This window comes from Priestia flexa (assembly GCF_021441905.1).
Classification (GTDB): domain Bacteria; phylum Bacillota; class Bacilli; order Bacillales; family Bacillaceae_H; genus Priestia; species Priestia flexa.
Map to the genome: position 1 here is coordinate 1,714,331 of NZ_CP090431.1, position 17,183 is coordinate 1,731,513.

Consider the following 17,183-nt stretch of genomic DNA (forward strand, 5'->3'; position numbering starts at 1 on the left):
CTTCCTTTACGTTATACCATCACTTTACACACGTTGTTTGTAAATTCAATCGGATCTTCAAGCGGTAAACCTTCAATAAGAAGAGCTTGGTTGTAGAGAAGATTTGTGTAAAGCTCTGCTTTTTCTTTATCCTGCTCAAACGCTATTTTTAACGCTTGGAACACGTTGTGACTTGGGTTGATTTCTAAAATCTTGTCAGCTTGTACTTGCTGATTATTTGGCATTGCTTTTAAGATTTTTTCCATCTCAATTGTTACGTCACCTTCAGTTGATAAGCAAACAGGATGAGTTTTTAGACGTTTAGATAATCGAACGTCTTTCACTTTTGTTGCTAACATTTCTTTCATATACGTAAGAAGGTCTTTGCTGTCAGCTTCTTCTTCTTTTGCGCTTTCTTTTTCATCTGCTTCAATTCCTAAGTCACCGCTTGAAACAGATTTAAATTCTTTATCTTCATAAGACATCAGCATCTTAATCGCAAATTCATCCACTTCATCGGTAAAGTAAAGAATCTCATAGCCTTTATCAAGAACCATCTCTGTTTGTGGCATTTTTGAGATGCGGTCATACGATTCACCAGATGCGTAGTAAATATACTTTTGGTCTTCAGGCATACGTTCAATATATTCTTTAAGCGTTACAAGCGTTTGCTCTTTTGATGAATAGAACAATAGTAAATCTTTTAGCGTATCTTTATTTGCACCAAAGTCGCTGTACACGCCGTATTTTAGCTGGCGACCAAATGTACCAAAGAACGTTTCATACTTTTCACGATCATCTTTTAAAAGGGATTTCAACTGACTCGTAATCTTATTTTTAATGTTTTTCGCAATCAGTTTTAGCTGACGATCATGCTGCAGCATTTCACGTGAAATGTTGAGCGATAAGTCTTCTGAATCAACAAGACCCTTCACAAAGCTGTAGTAGTCTGGAAGAAGGTCCGCGCATTTGTTCATGATTAATACGCCGCTTGAATAAAGCTCTAGGCCTTTTTCATATTCAGGAGAATAGTAATCAAACGGCATTGTTTCTGGAATATATAAGATAGCGTTGTAGCGCACCATTCCATCCACGCTAATGTGAATGTGCTTCAGCGGTTTGTCAAAACCATAGCGCTTTTCTTGATAAAACGCGTCGTAATCCTCATCTGTTAGCTCACTTTTATTTTTACGCCAAATTGGCACCATGCTGTTAATGACTTGTTCTTCCGTTACCTGTTCAAACTCAGAATCGCTGCCTTCTTTTGGTTTGCTCTCAGTAACGTCCATTTTAATTGGGTAGCGAATAAAGTCTGAATACTTTTTAACAATAGCTTTTAAGCGATACTCTTCTAAATACTCATCATACTGATCTTCTTCCGTATTTTCTTTAATCTTTAAGACGATTTCTGTACCAACTTCGGCTTTTTTACAAGGCTCAATCGTATAGCCGTCTGCTCCTTCTGAATTCCAGCGGTAAGCAGTATCGCTTCCAAGTGCTTTTGACGTCACGGTTACTTCATCAGCAACCATAAACGCTGAGTAAAAACCAACGCCAAATTGACCGATAATATCGTGTCCATCTTTTGCTTCATTTTCAGCTTTAAACGCCAAAGAGCCGCTTTTCGCAATTGTGCCAAGGTTGTTTTCCAACTCTTCCTGCGTCATGCCAATACCTGTATCTTTAATAGTAAGCGTACGTTTTTCTTTATCTGCCGTTACTTTAATAAAGTAACGATCTTTTTCAAATGATAGTGATTCATCTGTTAACGCTTTGTAATAGATTTTATCAATCGCATCACTTGCGTTTGAAATGAGCTCGCGTAAGAAAATTTCTTTTTGAGAATAAATCGAATGAATCATCATGTCGAGCAGTCGTTTTGATTCAGCTTTAAATTCTTTCTTTGTCATAAAAAATCTCCTTCCCGTTGCATGAATATGTAGATGATTAGCACTCTTTTGTCCGGAGTGCTAATCACTATTTAATTATCATATTTTTGATAAATATGTCAATAGATTTTATTGAAAAGAACACCGTAGTTTAAATAAGGATTCTATTATGTAATCTGATATTTCCAATAACATCAAAAACAGCATTTAGGCGTCTAAATGCTGTTTTTGATGTTAAATTGCTTGCTTAATTTGTAAGTTGCGCTCGAGCTTTTTCTTCACGCGCTGCAGGGCATTATCAATTGACTTTACATGCGTCTGTAGCTCGTTAGAAATCTCTAAATAAGATTTCCCCTCTAAGTGAAGGTTTAGTACATTTCGTTCTAATTCGCTTAATAATTCAGAAATTTTCATCTGCATATCAAGTGATTTTTCACGGTTAATCAGCATCATTTCAGGGTTTGTACGATTTTCTTCTGATAGTAAATCTAAAAGTGTATAGTTTGATTCATCATCCGAAAGCGGCTTGTCCAACGACACGGATGAGTTAAGCGGTCCGTGTTTTTGACGAGTCGCTGTTTTAATAGCTGTTAAGATCTGCCTTGTGATGCAGAGCTCTGCAAAACTTCGGAATGAACTCGTTTTATCTTCTTTAAAATCACGAATGGCTTTATATAAGCCAATCATGCCTTCTTGAATAAGGTCTTCTCGCTCAGCACCAATGAGAAAATAAGGACGTGCTTTTGCTCGTACAAAATTACGATAGCGATTAATCAAGTGATTGAGCGACTCATCATCGCCTGTGTGTGCTAATTCGACTAGTGTCATGTCTTCTAGTATTTCGTAGTTTCTCATCATCTTTAACTCAATGTGAATACTCATTTATATCCCCCCGTTGACCTCTATTGAATGTTGATGTAGATTGCTATTTTCTGCTTTTCTTTCAAGGGTCCATAATGGCAAAGTGACATAAAACGTAGTGTCCGTTTATTAGAATGAATACTGTTTAGTTTGAAAACCCAATGCACAGATCAATTAACGGTGACGTCAAACTTATTCCCTTGAATGCCTCTCCCTGGATATTAGTATACAGACTCTTTTTTGAAAACGTTGTCGAAATGTGAAAGTGTTTACAAAAAATTCTAATGTATTTATCTGAAAATTTAAACTTTTGTTAGCAAGCTCTGTCGAATCGCCTTATGTAGCTAAAAAACGACTGCTTATAAAGGATTGTTTTGAACCCATCACCAAAAGAGGTTACAGGCATCCCCAGCGTTTTTAACATTCCCTAAAAAAATGCCGAATGTTTCATGAATGTTTCCTTTTTTCTTCATTTCGTCTGACAGTAAATCAGTCCCTTGAAAAAACACATCCATTGTTCCATTTTTTCGTTCCAAAGCAATACCTTCTAAATACGCTGTGTTCTCGTCTTGCCAGCTGTCTACGTGCAAGTGATTACCCGTGTAGTTTTCATGATTAAAGTAAAAAGGTTCATCATACATTCTCCTAATCTTCGAAAAAACCAATTTTACACTAGATCGTAAAATTGGTTTTTTATGTTACAAAAAAGTATTGGTTTAAAATCCAATATTCGCTTCATCGTTATTTGACCAAGCATTACGCTGGCCTTTTTTATTATCTGCCTTTAATTCGTTACAAATATCGATGATGTTGACATTATCTTCATAATGTTTTTGAAGAGCAATGCTGTTATACAGCTCATTAAGCTGCGCATATGAAAATTCATTTGTAACGGAAACAAGCTCTTTAATTTCTTCTGCCGTCAAAAGATTCCTGCTGTTTTTCTTCACAAGATACTGTTCGCGAAGTCTCGGTGTTGGAAGCTTAATTTCATAGGCGCGGTCAAATCGCCCGGAGCGGTTAATAAGCGCGGGATCAATACGTTCTGGATAATTGGTTGTGCCGATTAAGTAAATCCCCTCTTTAGATGTCGCGCCATCAAGAGTATTTAAAAAGACAGAGCGAATTCCTTGAGGCATAGAGTCAATATCTTCAATAACGAGCACCATCGGACTCATTTTTGCAACGGAAGAAAATACTTCTTGAATCGAATAACTGGACGTATACTCAGTAATTTGCCAATAGGCAACGGGAGCTTCAATACTCGTTGCAATCGATTTGACAAGCGTTGTTTTACCGTTTCCAGGCTTTCCATACAATAAGATTCCACGTTTATATGGAATTTGATACGTATGAAAAAACTCTCCGCCGTTTGTGAAAAATTCGTCAATAGAACGATAGATTTGATTTTTGAGCTTATCTTCTAAAAAAACTTCGTCCCGCTTAACAAGCGTTGTAATCTTCTCTTTATGATTTTCAACACCATCTTCTGTATCAATAAAAATGGTCACGTAATCTTTAATATAGTCCCGCTTACGTTTTAACACATAGTCTAAAAAGGATGATAGGCTTTCTTCACTTGATGCCAAAATGTAGTCATACTGAGTCAATTCGTTCTTTTGAAAAGCAGGCATACGCACAAGCGCTAGGTTATGCTTTTCATAATAATAAAGGTGATTGTAGAGCGATGGTTTTAAAATAAGCTCCATTTCTTTGTCTGTATGATTGGAAGAAATAATCCCCATTTCTAAGCAGTCAAAAACGGAAGCGAGTTCCGTAACACTTTCAGGGTGAAGCTCTAGATCTTCTTCAAGTACTTCCCAAATCTCATTAGACGTATCGCTATCAACATATAGTTGGAAATCGTGACCTGTCTTTGTTTTTAAATACTCTTTAATCTTCTGAACAGGAAAAGCGTAGCTGTAGTACTCAGGCGCTTCATCGATTGTCTTAGCTGAAAATTGAACTAAAGCTTGTTTCGTTTTTGTCATGTAGTGTCTCCTTCAGGTTTAATATGTCTAATTATACAACATTTTACATACGTTGACTTCTTTTATGTACATAACGTTAGAACATTTGAAAGAAATAACAGAACAACTATGCGACAGTAAAAACGAAGAAAAAGAGCATTGAAATGGACCATTCTTAGCCGTCAATTTTAGTGCGTTATCCGAAGATCTACTAGAAAGCGAGCTGTTTGGCTATGAAGAAGGCGCATTTACCGGTGCAAAAAAAGGTGGGAAACAAGGGATTTTTGAGCAAGGTCATGGAGGGACCATTTTTTTAGATGAAATTGGTGACAGCAGCCCTAAGCTACAGGCTAGGCTATTGCGTGTGCTGCAAGAAAAAGAGGTTCGAAGAGTTGGTGGGACCAAAAACATCCCTATTGATGTTCGAATTATCGCAGCTACAAACTGTGATTTGCAAAGCATAATTACCGAAGGCGCGTTTCGCCGTGATCTATACCATCGTTTGAAAGTGCTATATTTAAAGCTTCCACCTTTGCGAAAACGAACCGGTGATTTATCTATTTTAATGGCGCGCTTTATTCAAGAAAGTGAACAGCCGGATGTTTATATCCAGCCACAAGTCATTGAAGCACTATCTCATTATCCTTGGTATGGAAATGTACGAGAATTAAAGAATACGGTGAAGTATATGCTAGCAGTTTGTGACGAGAATGAAGTCAGCATTGATGATTTACCTTCTAACAGTTTCTTTGAACTAAGTGATTATCAAAAAGACCAGAACCAATCAGATTCTAGTCTTGAAGAGCTTGGGATGGATGAGTTGATTTTATTGAAGGGCATTTATGCGTTAACTAGGCAAGGAGTTACGCCTAGTCGCAAGCGTTTGGTTGAGTTTGCTGAAGCATCCCACACGCCTCTTTCTGAGCAGCAGGTGCGCTATCGTTTAGAGATGTTAGAAGAAAAAGGATTAGTGATGAAGCAAAAAGGACGTGGTGGCACAAAATTAACTCGAAAAGGTTATGTAGCGGCTGAAAAACTTAAGTTATCGCTCTCCTAGCACGGAGTTAATGCGCTGCTTCTGGATTTCTGTGTACATCGTTTTTAATTCGAGCATAGAAAGCTCATATAAATGTCGTCCATCTTTTGCCTTATAGCATCCGTAATTAATGAGCTGGTGTAGTACTCGTTCACGCTGGGTTTCTAGGTGTTGTTCATAGGATTGCATGACCGCTTCCCCTTTCGTTGCTTGTTTTTTCTTTATTGTCATTATCTTATATTTGTAAGCACTCTCTATCTTTACCCGATGTTTGCGATTAAAAACATGAAATAAAAAAGATTGAATAGGTATAGAATAGGTAGAATTCGTGAAAAAAAGATGAAATGCTCTGGAGTAATGTAATGAAAGAACATCTACGCTTAGCTTGGTTCGCTTCGTGGTTTGCTTTTATTGGGCAAGTCCTTGTCTTTTTATGTGTTGCGCTGTTTACAGGAGAATGGCGCTACCTCTTGTGGAGCTTTCTCATTAGTATGACGGCCGGCCGGGTTAACGGGAATAGTAGTAACAAAAAATGCTGCGGAGAAACATGAGGGTAAAAAAGAACGCTAAACAAGCATCCGACATACTCCTTCAGATGCTTGTTTTTGTTTTAGGTTAAAAGAGTCCTATTATTAAATAAACAGCAGTTCCCCATATAAATAAAGCACTATTTCTTAATTTGCTAAAGCAAAATGTTCTAATTAATCCTGGCTACATTTATGAAACAAGGGATCTATATCATATTCGTCTGTCGTATGCGTACGCGTCATTAGAGGAATTAGAAAAGGGGGTAAATGTTTTATTTGAAGTGTGTAGCGAATATTAAAAACGAAGCAAGAGATATTTTATCGAGATTGGGATAAAGGCAGAATAAAGCAGAGTACAAAGGAGTTACTTTTGTTCATTCTGCCTTTAACTTAGAATCTTAATTCTATTTATACTACCAATTTACTATTCCACCTACTTTTATATGTAATTTTATGTTAAAATAATGGTTATATTTTCATTTTTAACGGAGGATTGTTTTATATGAGTACGTACAACATTGGTGATATTATATTTCAACTCGTGACTTTTGGACTTATCGTCTTGTTTATTGCACTTCTAGTATTTTTGTTTCGTTCATTTTTAAAGAGCAAAAAACAGCTTAATCGAATAGAACAACAAGTGAAAGAGATTACTGAGAAATTGAATAAAGACAAACAATAATAATAAAACCCCTCCTATTTCCAAAGACAATAAGAGGGGTTTTACAGTGCTTTATTTAGAAGCGAAAATTTGTTTCTGATCCCATTTTCCATATTTGTAATAAACAAATGCGATAATGCTGCTTATTACAAAACTCGTACCCATGCCAAGTCCGATACCCGTTTCACCTAGCCACTTAGCGAATAAATACGTGAGCGGATAACGTAGCACCCAAAATGAAATAATGTTTAACACGAGAATCGCAAACATCGCTCCTGACGCTCTTACAACTCCGTTTAAAATAAAGTTAATGCCAAGGAACGGATAAAAGAAAGCGACGACTTTTAAATAATGTGTACCAAACGCCACGGCTCCTTCGTCTTGAATAAATAGGCGAGTCGCCCACTCTGCTAAGAAAAAGATGATAACCGCTACAACCATCATAATTGCAAAGTTATATACAACTCCATATAGGCCTATTTGATTCACACGACTCCACTTCCCTGCACCGATGTTTTGCCCTGCCATACTGCTCACAGACGTTCCAAGCGCCATCGCTGGAAGCATAAGAATGCTATCTAAGCGTTGAGCTGCGCCAAATCCAGCAACTGCATCGTTTCCAAAAGATGTAACTACGCTCATGATTGCCATAACGCCGGCTGAAATAACGGTCATTTGTAGACCGGATGGAATACCTAATTTAAAGATAAGAGCCGTTTCTTCTCCCTTGGGTAAAGTGGGAATTGAAAACGGTACAAGCTGCTTTTTAAGAATATACATGAGACCGTAAATGAACGCAAAGCCCTGAGATAAAATGGTTGCATACGCAGCTCCTGCAATGCCTAAATCAAACGTCCAGATAAAGATTGGATCAAGCACAGCATTTAAAATAACCGAGATAAACACAAATCGCAGCGGGGTTTTACTATCTCCTACTGCTCGTAGTACAGTACCGATAAAGTTGTACCCGAACAAAAATAAAATTCCGACAAAGTTAATTTGTAAGTATGTTGTAGCGTGGACAAGCATTGTTTCAGGAGTGCCCAGTAACTTCAAGATTGTCTCTGAGTTTAAAAAGCCAATGACGCCAAGTAAGATTGCTAAAGCCGATAATATCACAACAAACGCATTTAAATAACGAGATAGCCCTTCTTTATCATCGTTTCCTTTTTGCTGAGATAAAATTGTTAAGCTGGCATTATTAATTCCAATAATAAATGATAAGATCGTAAAAATAACGGTACCTGAAACCGCAATGGCTCCTAAAGCATCAGACCCTAATAAATTACCGACCCATAGACTATCAATGAACTGATAAGATACCTGAAGCAAATTCGTTAATAGCACTGGCGTTGAAAAGAAAATGAGCTGCTTTAAGATTGAGCCCTCAGTAAAATTGTATTGCTTCATATAACTAAAACTCCTTTAGTGACTATAATAACTCCTATTCTTTTCTTTGCTTGTTCCATAGATTTTGCCTAAGAAAACGCGTCTGGCAACTAAAAAAGAATTAAAAATCATATGGGCACAAAAACTGATTAGTAAACTAACGACTCCAATGATAAGCGGATGCAAACTAATATTTTCGCGCAAAATAATTTGAATTGGAACGTGTAAAAACATAATCGTTAAAGATGCTTGTCCAAATTTCTCAAACACTGCGCCCAATATACTACTTTGAATAAGTTTACTGCCTTGTATCAATAGCAAAACAATAGCTATTGGCAATAAAAGATCAAGACCAAAATGATTATACATATTTACTTTTAAATCCAGCTCGTAGTTTAACAGCCTGCTGTAATCTAATAAAATGACTAAAAGAATAAACACGCTACAGACTAGCTGCGTAATTTTATTGAGCCCAGTAGTTAATCGTTCTTTAAAGAAATAGCCAATTGCATAATAAGTCATAGCCATTAGAACTGTATCCATACTCCAAGGCATAATAAATTGTGTGTGAATTTTTGAAACAGAATACAAATATGCCATTACATAGATGGTCATAAAAATAACTATTTTTATTAGCTTGGATTGTATAAAGAAAACCAAATAGCCGAATAAAATTTGTGTTAAAAGTAAGCATGGAACAAACCAAAAAACGCCGTAATAAAAACCTAGTGCTCTTCCTCCATATAGAAGGGATTCTAAAGTGGAAGGAATAGCCGCAAAGTCATTAGTCTTCCATGTAATATATCCTAGAATCAAAAGCCCAAATGATACGTATGGAACCATAAGGCTAATCGTTTTTTTGACAACCCACCTATTTAATGAATTAAGACTTTGTTTTTCAAAAAATAAATAGCCGCTAATCATAAAAAATAGCGGCATATGAAACCAAAATAGATAATGCTGCGCCAGTTCGTGTCCACTGTGACTTATAACGACAGCAGAAATGCCAACCCCCTTAAGGACGTCAACCCACCTCTTATGTTCTCTCATGTGAAGTACCCTTTCTTTTTAACTATAAAACTTATTGAACTATGAACAACAAGAAAAGTCAAAGTGGTGCAACACCTTGACTTTTCTTGTTAGATCATCATCCTTTATTCGTATATACGTTGCGAAGCTGATAGTCACATTGCGAGCAATGATAAATGACGTTTTGATTGGACTGTGCGGTTAACACAGATCCTAATTCGCTTGCAGACTGACATTTTGGACAGATTACAACCGGTTGCTTCATCATCTACACCTCCATTCTTATAATGGAGTGAGAAGAGAAATTTCATACGGTTAATATATATAGTCTCTCGCTAAATCAGACTGAATAACATCCTTATAGGCTAAGCCGTGCTCGCTTAATAACGCTTTTATTTTTTGAACAAAAGCAGGAGAACTTTTGGGTGACACGTATATCTGTGTAAATAAATGAGCCAGGTCACAGCGTACAAGATTTCCGTGCAGATGAGAAAATGCAAAAGATCTTTCTTTTAAAGCGTCCATACGCGATTGCCATTCGCTAGCATAGATTTCTTCTTTAATAAAAAGCTGCTGGCTCTTCCATGCGTCAATTCGACTTGCGATAATAAGCAGACGCAGTTCGTTTTCATAGCTGTACGATTTTCGCTTATAAAAAAGCGTATCAAAGATATTTTCACTCACTTGCTTTTTAGCAAAATCAATGTACTGAACTTTACGCGCAAAAACTTTATAGCGTAAATCCTTAATACTTCCTAATAATCGGTCGTATGTCGTGCGAATGGCGATGCCATCTTGAGATTTCAAAAACAAATCCCACATCCCTGCTGACTCATGCTCATTTATATGCCAAGAGGACAATGCTGAATATTCATAGATCTTTTCAAGATAGCTTTTGAAATCTTCCGTGGTTGCAAATATGGATTTATCAACATCGCGCATATTCCACATCGTGTAATTCGTAGAAAGAGGATCTAGAAACGCAGTGGGCTTTGTGAAAAATAGTGATTTTGTAGATAGCAAGGACTCAAAATGATCTGCGTTCATATAGCGCCAAACAGTTGGATTGTCGTTAATCTTGTACTGCTCATCATAATAGTCATAGCTTGATTCAAAGCCCATCGCATGGTGCGCGGCTTTGTCTTTATAACCTAGATCCATTCATTTCACCTGCTTTACTATAATCATCGATATTTACATTATAGCACCATGTCAGGATATTTTTTCAAAATCAAACAAAATTATAGGTGTCTTGACATAATAACATAGTCAACGCCGCCCTTTTGAAACGTCTCATTAGAAGGCGTTAAACCAAATTTTTTATAGTAGGTGGTCTTGTTCTTTCTGGCGTTGCACCAAATTATTTTTGTATTCATCTCTTTCGCTTCATTTATGACGTAATTTAGTAAAGTCGTACCGTAGCCTTTTCCTTGACGACTTGTATCAGTCGCAAATTTACGAAACTGAGCTGTATCACCTTGGACAAAGAGTGAAATTACTGAACAAAGCTCATTATGATCAAATAGCCCGTAATGAATTCCTTCATGATCGTTGTCTATTTTCACATACTCAATATTCTTATCCCGCCACATTACGCTTTGCCTAAGTTGCCACGTGTCTTCTTTTGAAATTTGACGAACATTCAATTGGTTCCCATCCTTTCTTGATGAAAAAAAGTGCTTATAAAAGCACTTTTTACACAACATATTTTAGATATTTACTTTCCATTTTAGTCAATACGTATACTACTCTTTTACCTTAGTAAGCTATGTTCGTTTTAACAACTAGGAATGAATGAAATGATAACTTGCTTTTTCAAGCGTTTCTTTAAACATCTTTAAGTCTTCTGTTGTATAGATAGGCTGTTGTTTTAACTGTTCAGTGAAAAAGACAGATAGGTCATCTTTAGTAGAAAAGCAAAGTGAATGGTTTTGTGAGTAGTTTTTTACACTCGTATTATAATCACCGTTAAAATAAACGATTGGTGTTACTACAGGTATATCGCGACGTAATTTTTGCAAGTAAGACTTTAAGCTAGCCGCGTGTTGCTGGACTTCTTTTCCAGGATGAGGCTTACTCATTACTTTAATCTCACCTTCACTTGTTTTCGTAAATACAAAGGTTTGCTCTTCGGTTCGTGCTACCCGAGTGGATAGTGAATCGACTAAAAATGACAGCTCATGAATCTGGTCTTTTCGAATACCATAAAGAATATCTCCGCTCCAGTTCTTCACTTCAATCAAATAAATACCAGTTTTCATTAAAACAACGTGGTCAATTTGTCGAATAAATAGCTGTTCGTTCATGTAATAAGGCATAAAAACGTTTCCCATAATAATCATGTCATCAGCTGTAATCTTATTTTTATGAATTAAGTTTGTTTGTAATGTCGTTAACGTTTTATGAATAACAATTTCACCTTTATTTTTCGAAAAAGCTTCCAAGCTTTTTATATACTTTGTCGATTTAATTAGCTGAGCCGTATGTTTTTCTCGTAAATCTCTGATAATATTTTTGTAGTGCTCTTCTTTCTCTGTTAAATCAGCTTGTTTCTTCTGTTTGTATTCTTCTTCACAAGCAGCGATGGAAACAGCCGCTTCCTTTTGTGCTAGCTCCAGCTGGGTAACATACTTCTCTTCGACTTGTACATTTCGGCGATAAAGGTAAATACAAGTCGTTATTAACCCTAGAATTAAGATTGTGCCAATAATATAAACAATGTACATACCTCTCCTCCTTATGTCTATTATAGAATTTTTTTCCGTCTATAAAAAGAGATTCAAAAAAAATGAACCTAAACACCTACTCTAAAGCGCTATTATAAGCGAAAAAGAGCTTAAAGATAAGCCCTTTTTCTACTTTTTTATGAAGGAATCCTAATTTGTTGACCAATTTGAAGTGCAGATGGGTCAATACCTGGGTTCGCTGCTTGGATTTGTTGAACTGTTACGCTATACATCCCTGCGATTTTATACAGCGTATCTCCTGCTTTTACTATATATGTGCGCACAGGAACATAGATTTCCTGGCCAATCTGTAGAGTAGTTGGATTAACGCCAGGATTCGCATTTCTCAGCGCTTCAACGGTAATGTTATACATAGTCGCAATTTTATAAAACGTATCTCCTGCTTGAATGGTATAAACCGTTGATTGGCGAACAGGTAAATTTAAATACACCGCAATCCCTCTTGCGTATGCATTTGCCATTGCTTGTAAGAAAGCTTCATTTTTTAAAAGATTTGCATCCTTCGTTGTATCAATAAACGCAATTTCAGTTAAAACAGCTGGCATATTCGTTAAGCGTAAAACCGCAAAGTTTGCTGCTTTTTTGCCTCGATTTGTATGGTTATAAGCTGCTAGTACAGGAATGACCTGTTCGTGCACGCGATTGCGATAGTTTACGGTTGCTGAGCTGACGGATCCATTGTAAATATAATCCTCATAGCCTGTACCACCACCAGCGTTTACATGAATAGACATGAATACATCAGCTCCCCAAGCATTTGCTTTAGAAGCGCGTTCTGACAAACTTAAAAACGTATCCGTTGTGCGCGTTGTTTGAAGTGTAAAACCAGTATAGTTTGTATTCAAAAAACTAATCATGTATTGCTGAAGCTTTAAAACAAGATTTTTTTCTAATAAGCCATTACCGACTGCACCTGAGTCCGTGCCGCCATGGCCGGCATCAAGATAAATCTTTTTCATATGACTTGTCTCTCCCTTCTCTATTAGCTTATGAAAGATGGGAGGTTTGGTAACGGATACAAGCCTATAAACTATTCTTTTCTATACATATTTACGGCATCTATCTTGATTGTTTGATTGATGCAGAACTTTTCTTCGTGACTCCAGTATTTTTACCTACAATGACTGCTATTACTACAACCACAGCCGTTACAATTGTAAAGAATGTAATAGATTCGTTCAAAAAGAGCGCTGCAAAAACAATCATCAGAAACGGCTGTAGATATTGAATTTGACTTATTTTTAAAATGCCGCCCATCGCCATTCCGCTGTACCAAGCTACATAGGCTAGAAACTGACTGACTACTGCTAGATACGCAAAGCTCAGCCAAGCTTTTAAGGGGACCTGAGTCATTTCAGTAGAAATGTCTAAAGCAACAGGAATAATAAAAAATGGAGCACCTATAATAATTGCCCAAGCAATGACTTGCCAACTGCCTAACTCTTTTGATAACTTTCCGCCTTCAGCATAGCTAAGGCCGAGGATAATAACAGCCGCCAATAGGGCCAAGTCTGCATAGTGTAATTGCCCAAAACCGAGGTGCATGGCATAGATAATGACTGACAAAGAGCCGATTAAGCTTGAAATCCAAAACGTAAGCGAAGGAGCTTCATTTGCTCTAATGATCGCAAAGCCTGCTGTGGCTAAGGGTAAAAGCGCTAATTCTACAGCTCCGTGAGATACAGGTAGAGTTTTCATTGCCCAGCTCGTAAGTAAAGGAAACGCCAAAACAGTACCAAGCGAAACAATAAGTAAGCTTTTAAATTGTAAAAGTGTGGGGATTCTTTCTTTTCGAACCATTAATATAATAGCTACTAAAATGGAGGCAATCACGGTTCTTCCTAAGCCAACGAATGTAGTTCCTAAGTACTCTGTTGCTATACGCGTTGCGGGAAGGGTAAAACTAAAACAAATTACGCCAATTAAACCCAAAAGTAACCCTGTCTTTTCTTGTTTATTTATGCTCATCTTATTTCACTCCTACTTTTTCATTTGTACCAAAAATCTGTCCTGGTATAATGAAAATAATAGTGGAAGAAATTGTGAATATACACCGTTTTTTTAACCATCTGTCCTGGTACAGAATAAGGAGAAAGAGCATGCAAGCAAAATACAAAGAGATTGTCGAAGAAATAAAAACACAATTAGTTAGCGGCTCGTTGTCAACGGGAAGTAAACTCCCATCCATACGGAACTTGTCTGAAAAATTTGGTTGCAGCAAAAACACAGTTGTCAAAGCTTATAATGAATTAGAAAAGGAGCATCTTATCTATTCTGTTCCTAAAAGCGGCTATTATGTTGTGAATGAGCTACACCGTTTTGCAGGTACAGATAACGTGATTGATTTCCTATCAGCAGGTCCAGACAAAGATTCTATGCCTTACATCGAATTCCAACATTGTATTAACCAAGCGATAGATCTATATAAAGAAGAACTATTTACTTATTCTGAACAGCAAGGTCTTTATTCACTACGAGTTCAGCTTGTGAACTATTTGCAAACTCTACAGGTTTTTACCAATCCAGACAGATTATTTATTGTATCTGGCTCTCAGCAAGCTCTTAATCTATTAGTCTCAATGCCTTTCCCAAATGGAAAAAGCAATATTCTCATTGAGCAGCCCACGTATTTTGGCTTTATTGAATCCGCTACTCTGCATCAAGCTACTACTTTTGGTATTGAGCTAACAATGGAAGGAATTGACCTTGAGCGTCTAGAGTATATATTTCGAAACAATGATATTAAATTTTTCTATATTGTACCGAGATTTCAAAATCCCCTTGGACATAGCTATACTAATAATGAAAAGAAAAAGATTGTTGAATTAGCTGAAAAATACGATGTGTATTTAGTTGAAGATGACTTCTTGGGAGATCTAGATCCCGATTCAAAATCAGACCCACTCTTTTCTTACGCACCGTTTGGAAGAGTGATTTATATTAAAAGCTTCTCTAAAATTTTCCTTCCTGGTTTAAGAGTTGCGATGGTTGTGCTTCCAAAATTAATGATTAGCAATTTTTCTCGCTACAAGTTCAGTTCAGACTTTAATAGTTCCGTACTTTCTCAAGGAGCATTAGAAATCTACCTGAAGAGTGGTATGCTTAATGGGCATATTAAAAGAATAAAAGACGTATATCAACACAAAATGCAGCTTCTTCAGGAAGCTTGTGAATGCTATCTACCTGCTGAGACTTCTTTTTCTAGACCTACTTCCGGATTTTATCTCACTATCTTTCTTCCAAACACCGTGATGGCAAAGCAGGTGATTAATTTATTAAAAGAAAAGGATGTTTATGTAGATGATGCAACTAGAATGTTTCTTCCGGAATATAAGAATGACCATATACTGAGACTAAGCATCTCTCAGGTAAATGAAAGCCAAATTAAATTGGGAGTAAAACAGATTGCGAGCTGTATTACCTTTATTAGTAGTAGAAAATATCGTGTTACGCCTCAAAACCTTTTGCGGTTTTAAAACAAAAAAAGAGCTCATCTTTAAAATATAAAGGCGATGAACTCTTTTTTATTTTAAATTAACTTTACGATCCAGTATACACACTGTCACACGTATTCGGCTGCGGCTCGTAGTAGCAGTGGTTTTTATATTGACCTGCAAATGGCTGGTCGTACCAAGTTGGAGGACACGGAGCGTATGGGTTAAAATACCAAAGCGCATATTTTGCAGGATGCTCACGCCAAAAATCAAGCGTTTTCTTGGCTAATCTTTTCTCTGTACTTCTTGCTCGTTGATAAAAAACATTCCCTTTTTGAACAGCTTCAAAGGAATAGTTACCTCCTTGCACTTGATAAATAACCTGCGGAATTGTTCGTAGACCTTTAAAGTCAATGCAATTCGCTTTTAATCGGTTTACAATGACATTTCCAACGTATAACATTCCTTGCTGTCCTTCACCTTCTGCTTCCGCTCGCATCATTCTAGCCATTAACGCAACATCTGAATCCTTATATTGAACTCTTGGCATAATCTCACCTCAACCTATAGTATGAAAAGTTGCCAAAATTGATGTTAGTGGACAGGAAAATTGATTTTTTTACAAAAATCCACCGTCAGAGTGAATAATTTGTCCGGTAATCCATGCGGCTTCATCACTAGCTAAGAAGGCAATCAACTTGGCTGCATCAGCTGGATTTCCAATTCGTCCCATTGGAAATCGAGGTAGTAAAGTTCGCTTGAACTCTTCGTTCATCCAACCCGTATCCGTTGGACCAGGATCTACAGCGTTCACTGTAATGTTTAAAGAAGCAAGCTCAATCGCAATTGATTTAGTGAATGTAGACACCGCACCTTTCGTTGCAATATAGGCAAGGTTTCCGGGTTCAGGTGATTTATCTTGTCCGGATACCATATTAATGACTCGCCCGCTATGTTTGCCGTCCAGTCGACGCGCGAATTCAGCTGTTAAAAGGAGCGTTGCGCGTACGTTTACTCGATAGTGGTCATCAAGTACGTCGGCATTTAAGGCACGAAAATTAACGTCAATGGAATGAGTTGCATTGTTGACTAGAATAGAAGGTATCCCGAGTCGCTTCTCCACTTCTTTAAGCAGATATTCAGGCGCATCAGGTTTAGATAAGTCAAGCTTCATCGCTTCGCACCTTACTCCAAGCTGCTTAATTTCTGTTAATAAGGCTTCAGACCAACTTGTATCTTCGCCTTTAAAATAGTCCATTTGTTGGTCATAAGGAGACCAGTGAGTAAAGAAGATATCTGCCCCTTGTTTGGCTAACTCTAGACAAATGGCCGACCCTATTCCTTTACTTCGACTTGCTCCGGTTATAATGGCAATTTTGTTTGGTAATTTTGGCATATTCGCATCTCCTTGTGGACGCGCCGACCAACGTACGATTGGAGATATAGACTAACAAAAAAGCAGATGCTAATAGGCACCCGCTTTTTTTGTCTTACTCATACATAAGCTTAGGCGTATCCTATAATGGTAACAATGAAAAACAACCCTTTCATAAAAAGGGAATTTGTCTATTCATTTTGTTTATCAACCATTATCGAATACCAGCCATCTGCATTATGCTCCTTCCATATATCTCCATGATGATTTCATCATAACCCAGGAG

The 17,183-nt window shown here is 37.1% G+C and carries 18 protein-coding genes and 2 pseudogenes; 5 read left to right on the top strand and 15 right to left on the bottom strand.

Annotated elements, in window-relative coordinates:
• Positions 1 to 11: 11 nt before the first annotated feature.
• From htpG to LZP85_RS08700, 4 genes are all read right to left on the bottom strand, one after another.
• Complete coding sequence (gene htpG, locus LZP85_RS08685) at positions 12 to 1,889, bottom strand: molecular chaperone HtpG (protein ID WP_226639176.1); 1,878 nt, start codon at positions 1,887 to 1,889, stop codon at positions 12 to 14.
• A gap of 213 nt (positions 1,890 to 2,102) precedes the next feature.
• Entirely contained in the window at positions 2,103 to 2,750 is a 648-nt protein-coding gene (gene sigH / locus LZP85_RS08690) for an RNA polymerase sporulation sigma factor SigH (protein ID WP_061785188.1), read from the bottom strand.
• Positions 2,751 to 3,112: 362 nt separating this feature from the next.
• Positions 3,113 to 3,370 carry a hypothetical protein gene (locus LZP85_RS08695; RefSeq protein ID WP_206833490.1) on the bottom strand — a complete coding sequence of 86 codons (258 nt, stop codon included), beginning with the start codon at positions 3,368 to 3,370 and terminating at the stop codon, positions 3,113 to 3,115.
• Positions 3,371 to 3,445: 75 nt separating this feature from the next.
• Positions 3,446 to 4,720: an AAA family ATPase gene (locus LZP85_RS08700; protein ID WP_206833491.1), complete on the bottom strand. Its 1,275-nt coding sequence runs from the start codon at positions 4,718 to 4,720 to the stop codon at positions 3,446 to 3,448.
• A gap of 142 nt (positions 4,721 to 4,862) precedes the next feature.
• Between LZP85_RS08700 and LZP85_RS20875 the strand changes: the two are divergent.
• Positions 4,863 to 5,756: pseudogene (locus tag LZP85_RS20875) on the top strand (sigma 54-interacting transcriptional regulator); the annotation flags it as partial.
• Here the strand turns inward: LZP85_RS20875 and fbpA are convergent.
• The gene (fbpA, locus tag LZP85_RS08710) at positions 5,742 to 5,924 is read right to left on the bottom strand and encodes a Fur-regulated basic protein FbpA (protein WP_025911010.1); all 183 of its coding nucleotides are present in this window, start codon (positions 5,922 to 5,924) and stop codon (positions 5,742 to 5,744) included. The pseudogene LZP85_RS20875 and the gene fbpA sit on opposite strands and share 15 nt — an antisense overlap.
• A 173-nt stretch (positions 5,925 to 6,097) precedes the next feature.
• Here fbpA and LZP85_RS08715 point away from each other — a divergent pair, with 173 nt between their 5' ends.
• The 3 genes and pseudogenes from LZP85_RS08715 to LZP85_RS08725 all read left to right on the top strand — a co-directional run bounded on the left by LZP85_RS08715 (position 6,098) and on the right by LZP85_RS08725 (position 6,944).
• Positions 6,098 to 6,286, top strand: coding sequence for a hypothetical protein (locus LZP85_RS08715; protein WP_025911008.1), 189 nt, complete (start codon positions 6,098 to 6,100; stop codon positions 6,284 to 6,286).
• Positions 6,287 to 6,384: 98 nt separating this feature from the next.
• Positions 6,385 to 6,561 (top strand): annotated as a pseudogene (locus tag LZP85_RS08720) (PLP-dependent aminotransferase family protein); the annotation flags it as partial.
• Between the two features lie 203 nt (positions 6,562 to 6,764).
• Positions 6,765 to 6,944: a DUF4083 family protein gene (locus tag LZP85_RS08725; protein ID WP_076512949.1), complete on the top strand. Its 180-nt coding sequence runs from the start codon at positions 6,765 to 6,767 to the stop codon at positions 6,942 to 6,944.
• A 51-nt stretch (positions 6,945 to 6,995) separates the two neighbouring features.
• Here LZP85_RS08725 and LZP85_RS08730 read toward each other — a convergent pair whose 3' ends face one another.
• The 8 genes from LZP85_RS08730 to LZP85_RS08765 all read right to left on the bottom strand — a co-directional run bounded on the left by LZP85_RS08730 (position 6,996) and on the right by LZP85_RS08765 (position 14,056).
• The gene (locus LZP85_RS08730; RefSeq protein ID WP_076512948.1) at positions 6,996 to 8,333 is read right to left on the bottom strand and encodes an MATE family efflux transporter; all 1,338 of its coding nucleotides are present in this window, start codon (positions 8,331 to 8,333) and stop codon (positions 6,996 to 6,998) included.
• A gap of 15 nt (positions 8,334 to 8,348) precedes the next feature.
• Positions 8,349 to 9,362, bottom strand: coding sequence for an acyltransferase family protein (locus tag LZP85_RS08735; RefSeq protein ID WP_076512947.1), 1,014 nt, complete (start codon positions 9,360 to 9,362; stop codon positions 8,349 to 8,351).
• Positions 9,363 to 9,459: 97 nt separating this feature from the next.
• Entirely contained in the window at positions 9,460 to 9,609 is a 150-nt protein-coding gene (locus LZP85_RS08740) for a hypothetical protein (protein ID WP_169799843.1), read from the bottom strand.
• A gap of 47 nt (positions 9,610 to 9,656) precedes the next feature.
• Positions 9,657 to 10,502 carry a DUF2971 domain-containing protein gene (locus tag LZP85_RS08745; RefSeq protein WP_234562153.1) on the bottom strand — a complete coding sequence of 282 codons (846 nt, stop codon included), beginning with the start codon at positions 10,500 to 10,502 and terminating at the stop codon, positions 9,657 to 9,659.
• An 80-nt stretch (positions 10,503 to 10,582) separates the two neighbouring features.
• On the bottom strand, positions 10,583 to 10,987 hold the full coding sequence (locus LZP85_RS08750) for a GNAT family N-acetyltransferase (protein WP_226639173.1): 405 nt from the start codon (positions 10,985 to 10,987) through the stop codon (positions 10,583 to 10,585).
• Positions 10,988 to 11,125: 138 nt separating this feature from the next.
• The gene (locus LZP85_RS08755; protein ID WP_025910999.1) at positions 11,126 to 12,067 is read right to left on the bottom strand and encodes a nuclease-related domain-containing protein; all 942 of its coding nucleotides are present in this window, start codon (positions 12,065 to 12,067) and stop codon (positions 11,126 to 11,128) included.
• Positions 12,068 to 12,204: 137 nt separating this feature from the next.
• A complete protein-coding gene (locus LZP85_RS08760) occupies positions 12,205 to 13,047 on the bottom strand; it encodes an N-acetylmuramoyl-L-alanine amidase (RefSeq protein WP_119543872.1) in 843 nt (280 codons plus the stop codon).
• 100 nt (positions 13,048 to 13,147) lie between these two features.
• On the bottom strand, positions 13,148 to 14,056 hold the full coding sequence (locus LZP85_RS08765) for a DMT family transporter (protein ID WP_206782358.1): 909 nt from the start codon (positions 14,054 to 14,056) through the stop codon (positions 13,148 to 13,150).
• A 131-nt stretch (positions 14,057 to 14,187) separates the two neighbouring features.
• Here LZP85_RS08765 and LZP85_RS08770 point away from each other — a divergent pair, with 131 nt between their 5' ends.
• Positions 14,188 to 15,564 (top strand): aminotransferase-like domain-containing protein, encoded by a 1,377-nt coding sequence (locus LZP85_RS08770; protein ID WP_206782357.1) that lies wholly within the window; start codon positions 14,188 to 14,190, stop codon positions 15,562 to 15,564.
• Between the two features lie 64 nt (positions 15,565 to 15,628).
• Here LZP85_RS08770 and LZP85_RS08775 read toward each other — a convergent pair whose 3' ends face one another.
• Both LZP85_RS08775 and LZP85_RS08780 read right to left on the bottom strand, forming a co-directional pair.
• Entirely contained in the window at positions 15,629 to 16,072 is a 444-nt protein-coding gene (locus LZP85_RS08775) for a cell wall hydrolase (RefSeq protein ID WP_119542892.1), read from the bottom strand.
• Between the two features lie 69 nt (positions 16,073 to 16,141).
• Complete coding sequence (locus LZP85_RS08780; RefSeq protein WP_206782356.1) at positions 16,142 to 16,918, bottom strand: SDR family oxidoreductase; 777 nt, start codon at positions 16,916 to 16,918, stop codon at positions 16,142 to 16,144.
• Positions 16,919 to 17,183: the final 265 nt, after the last annotated feature.

Coding starts and splice junctions, on each gene's coding strand:
- LZP85_RS08770 (WP_206782357.1), top strand. CDS start 14,188: ATGCAAGCAAAATACAAAGAGATTGTCGAAGAAATAAAAACACAATTA.
- sigH (WP_061785188.1), bottom strand. CDS start 2,750: ATGAGTATTCACATTGAGTTAAAGATGATGAGAAACTACGAAATACTA.
- LZP85_RS08755 (WP_025910999.1), bottom strand. CDS start 12,067: ATGTACATTGTTTATATTATTGGCACAATCTTAATTCTAGGGTTAATA.
- LZP85_RS08695 (WP_206833490.1), bottom strand. CDS start 3,370: ATGTATGATGAACCTTTTTACTTTAATCATGAAAACTACACGGGTAAT.
- LZP85_RS08765 (WP_206782358.1), bottom strand. CDS start 14,056: ATGAGCATAAATAAACAAGAAAAGACAGGGTTACTTTTGGGTTTAATT.
- LZP85_RS08715 (WP_025911008.1), top strand. CDS start 6,098: ATGAAAGAACATCTACGCTTAGCTTGGTTCGCTTCGTGGTTTGCTTTT.
- LZP85_RS08730 (WP_076512948.1), bottom strand. CDS start 8,333: ATGAAGCAATACAATTTTACTGAGGGCTCAATCTTAAAGCAGCTCATT.
- LZP85_RS08780 (WP_206782356.1), bottom strand. CDS start 16,918: ATGCCAAAATTACCAAACAAAATTGCCATTATAACCGGAGCAAGTCGA.
- LZP85_RS08760 (WP_119543872.1), bottom strand. CDS start 13,047: ATGAAAAAGATTTATCTTGATGCCGGCCATGGCGGCACGGACTCAGGT.
- LZP85_RS08745 (WP_234562153.1), bottom strand. CDS start 10,502: ATGGATCTAGGTTATAAAGACAAAGCCGCGCACCATGCGATGGGCTTT.
- LZP85_RS08740 (WP_169799843.1), bottom strand. CDS start 9,609: ATGATGAAGCAACCGGTTGTAATCTGTCCAAAATGTCAGTCTGCAAGC.
- fbpA (WP_025911010.1), bottom strand. CDS start 5,924: ATGCAATCCTATGAACAACACCTAGAAACCCAGCGTGAACGAGTACTA.
- LZP85_RS08775 (WP_119542892.1), bottom strand. CDS start 16,072: ATGCCAAGAGTTCAATATAAGGATTCAGATGTTGCGTTAATGGCTAGA.
- htpG (WP_226639176.1), bottom strand. CDS start 1,889: ATGACAAAGAAAGAATTTAAAGCTGAATCAAAACGACTGCTCGACATG.
- LZP85_RS08735 (WP_076512947.1), bottom strand. CDS start 9,362: ATGAGAGAACATAAGAGGTGGGTTGACGTCCTTAAGGGGGTTGGCATT.
- LZP85_RS08725 (WP_076512949.1), top strand. CDS start 6,765: ATGAGTACGTACAACATTGGTGATATTATATTTCAACTCGTGACTTTT.
- LZP85_RS08700 (WP_206833491.1), bottom strand. CDS start 4,720: ATGACAAAAACGAAACAAGCTTTAGTTCAATTTTCAGCTAAGACAATC.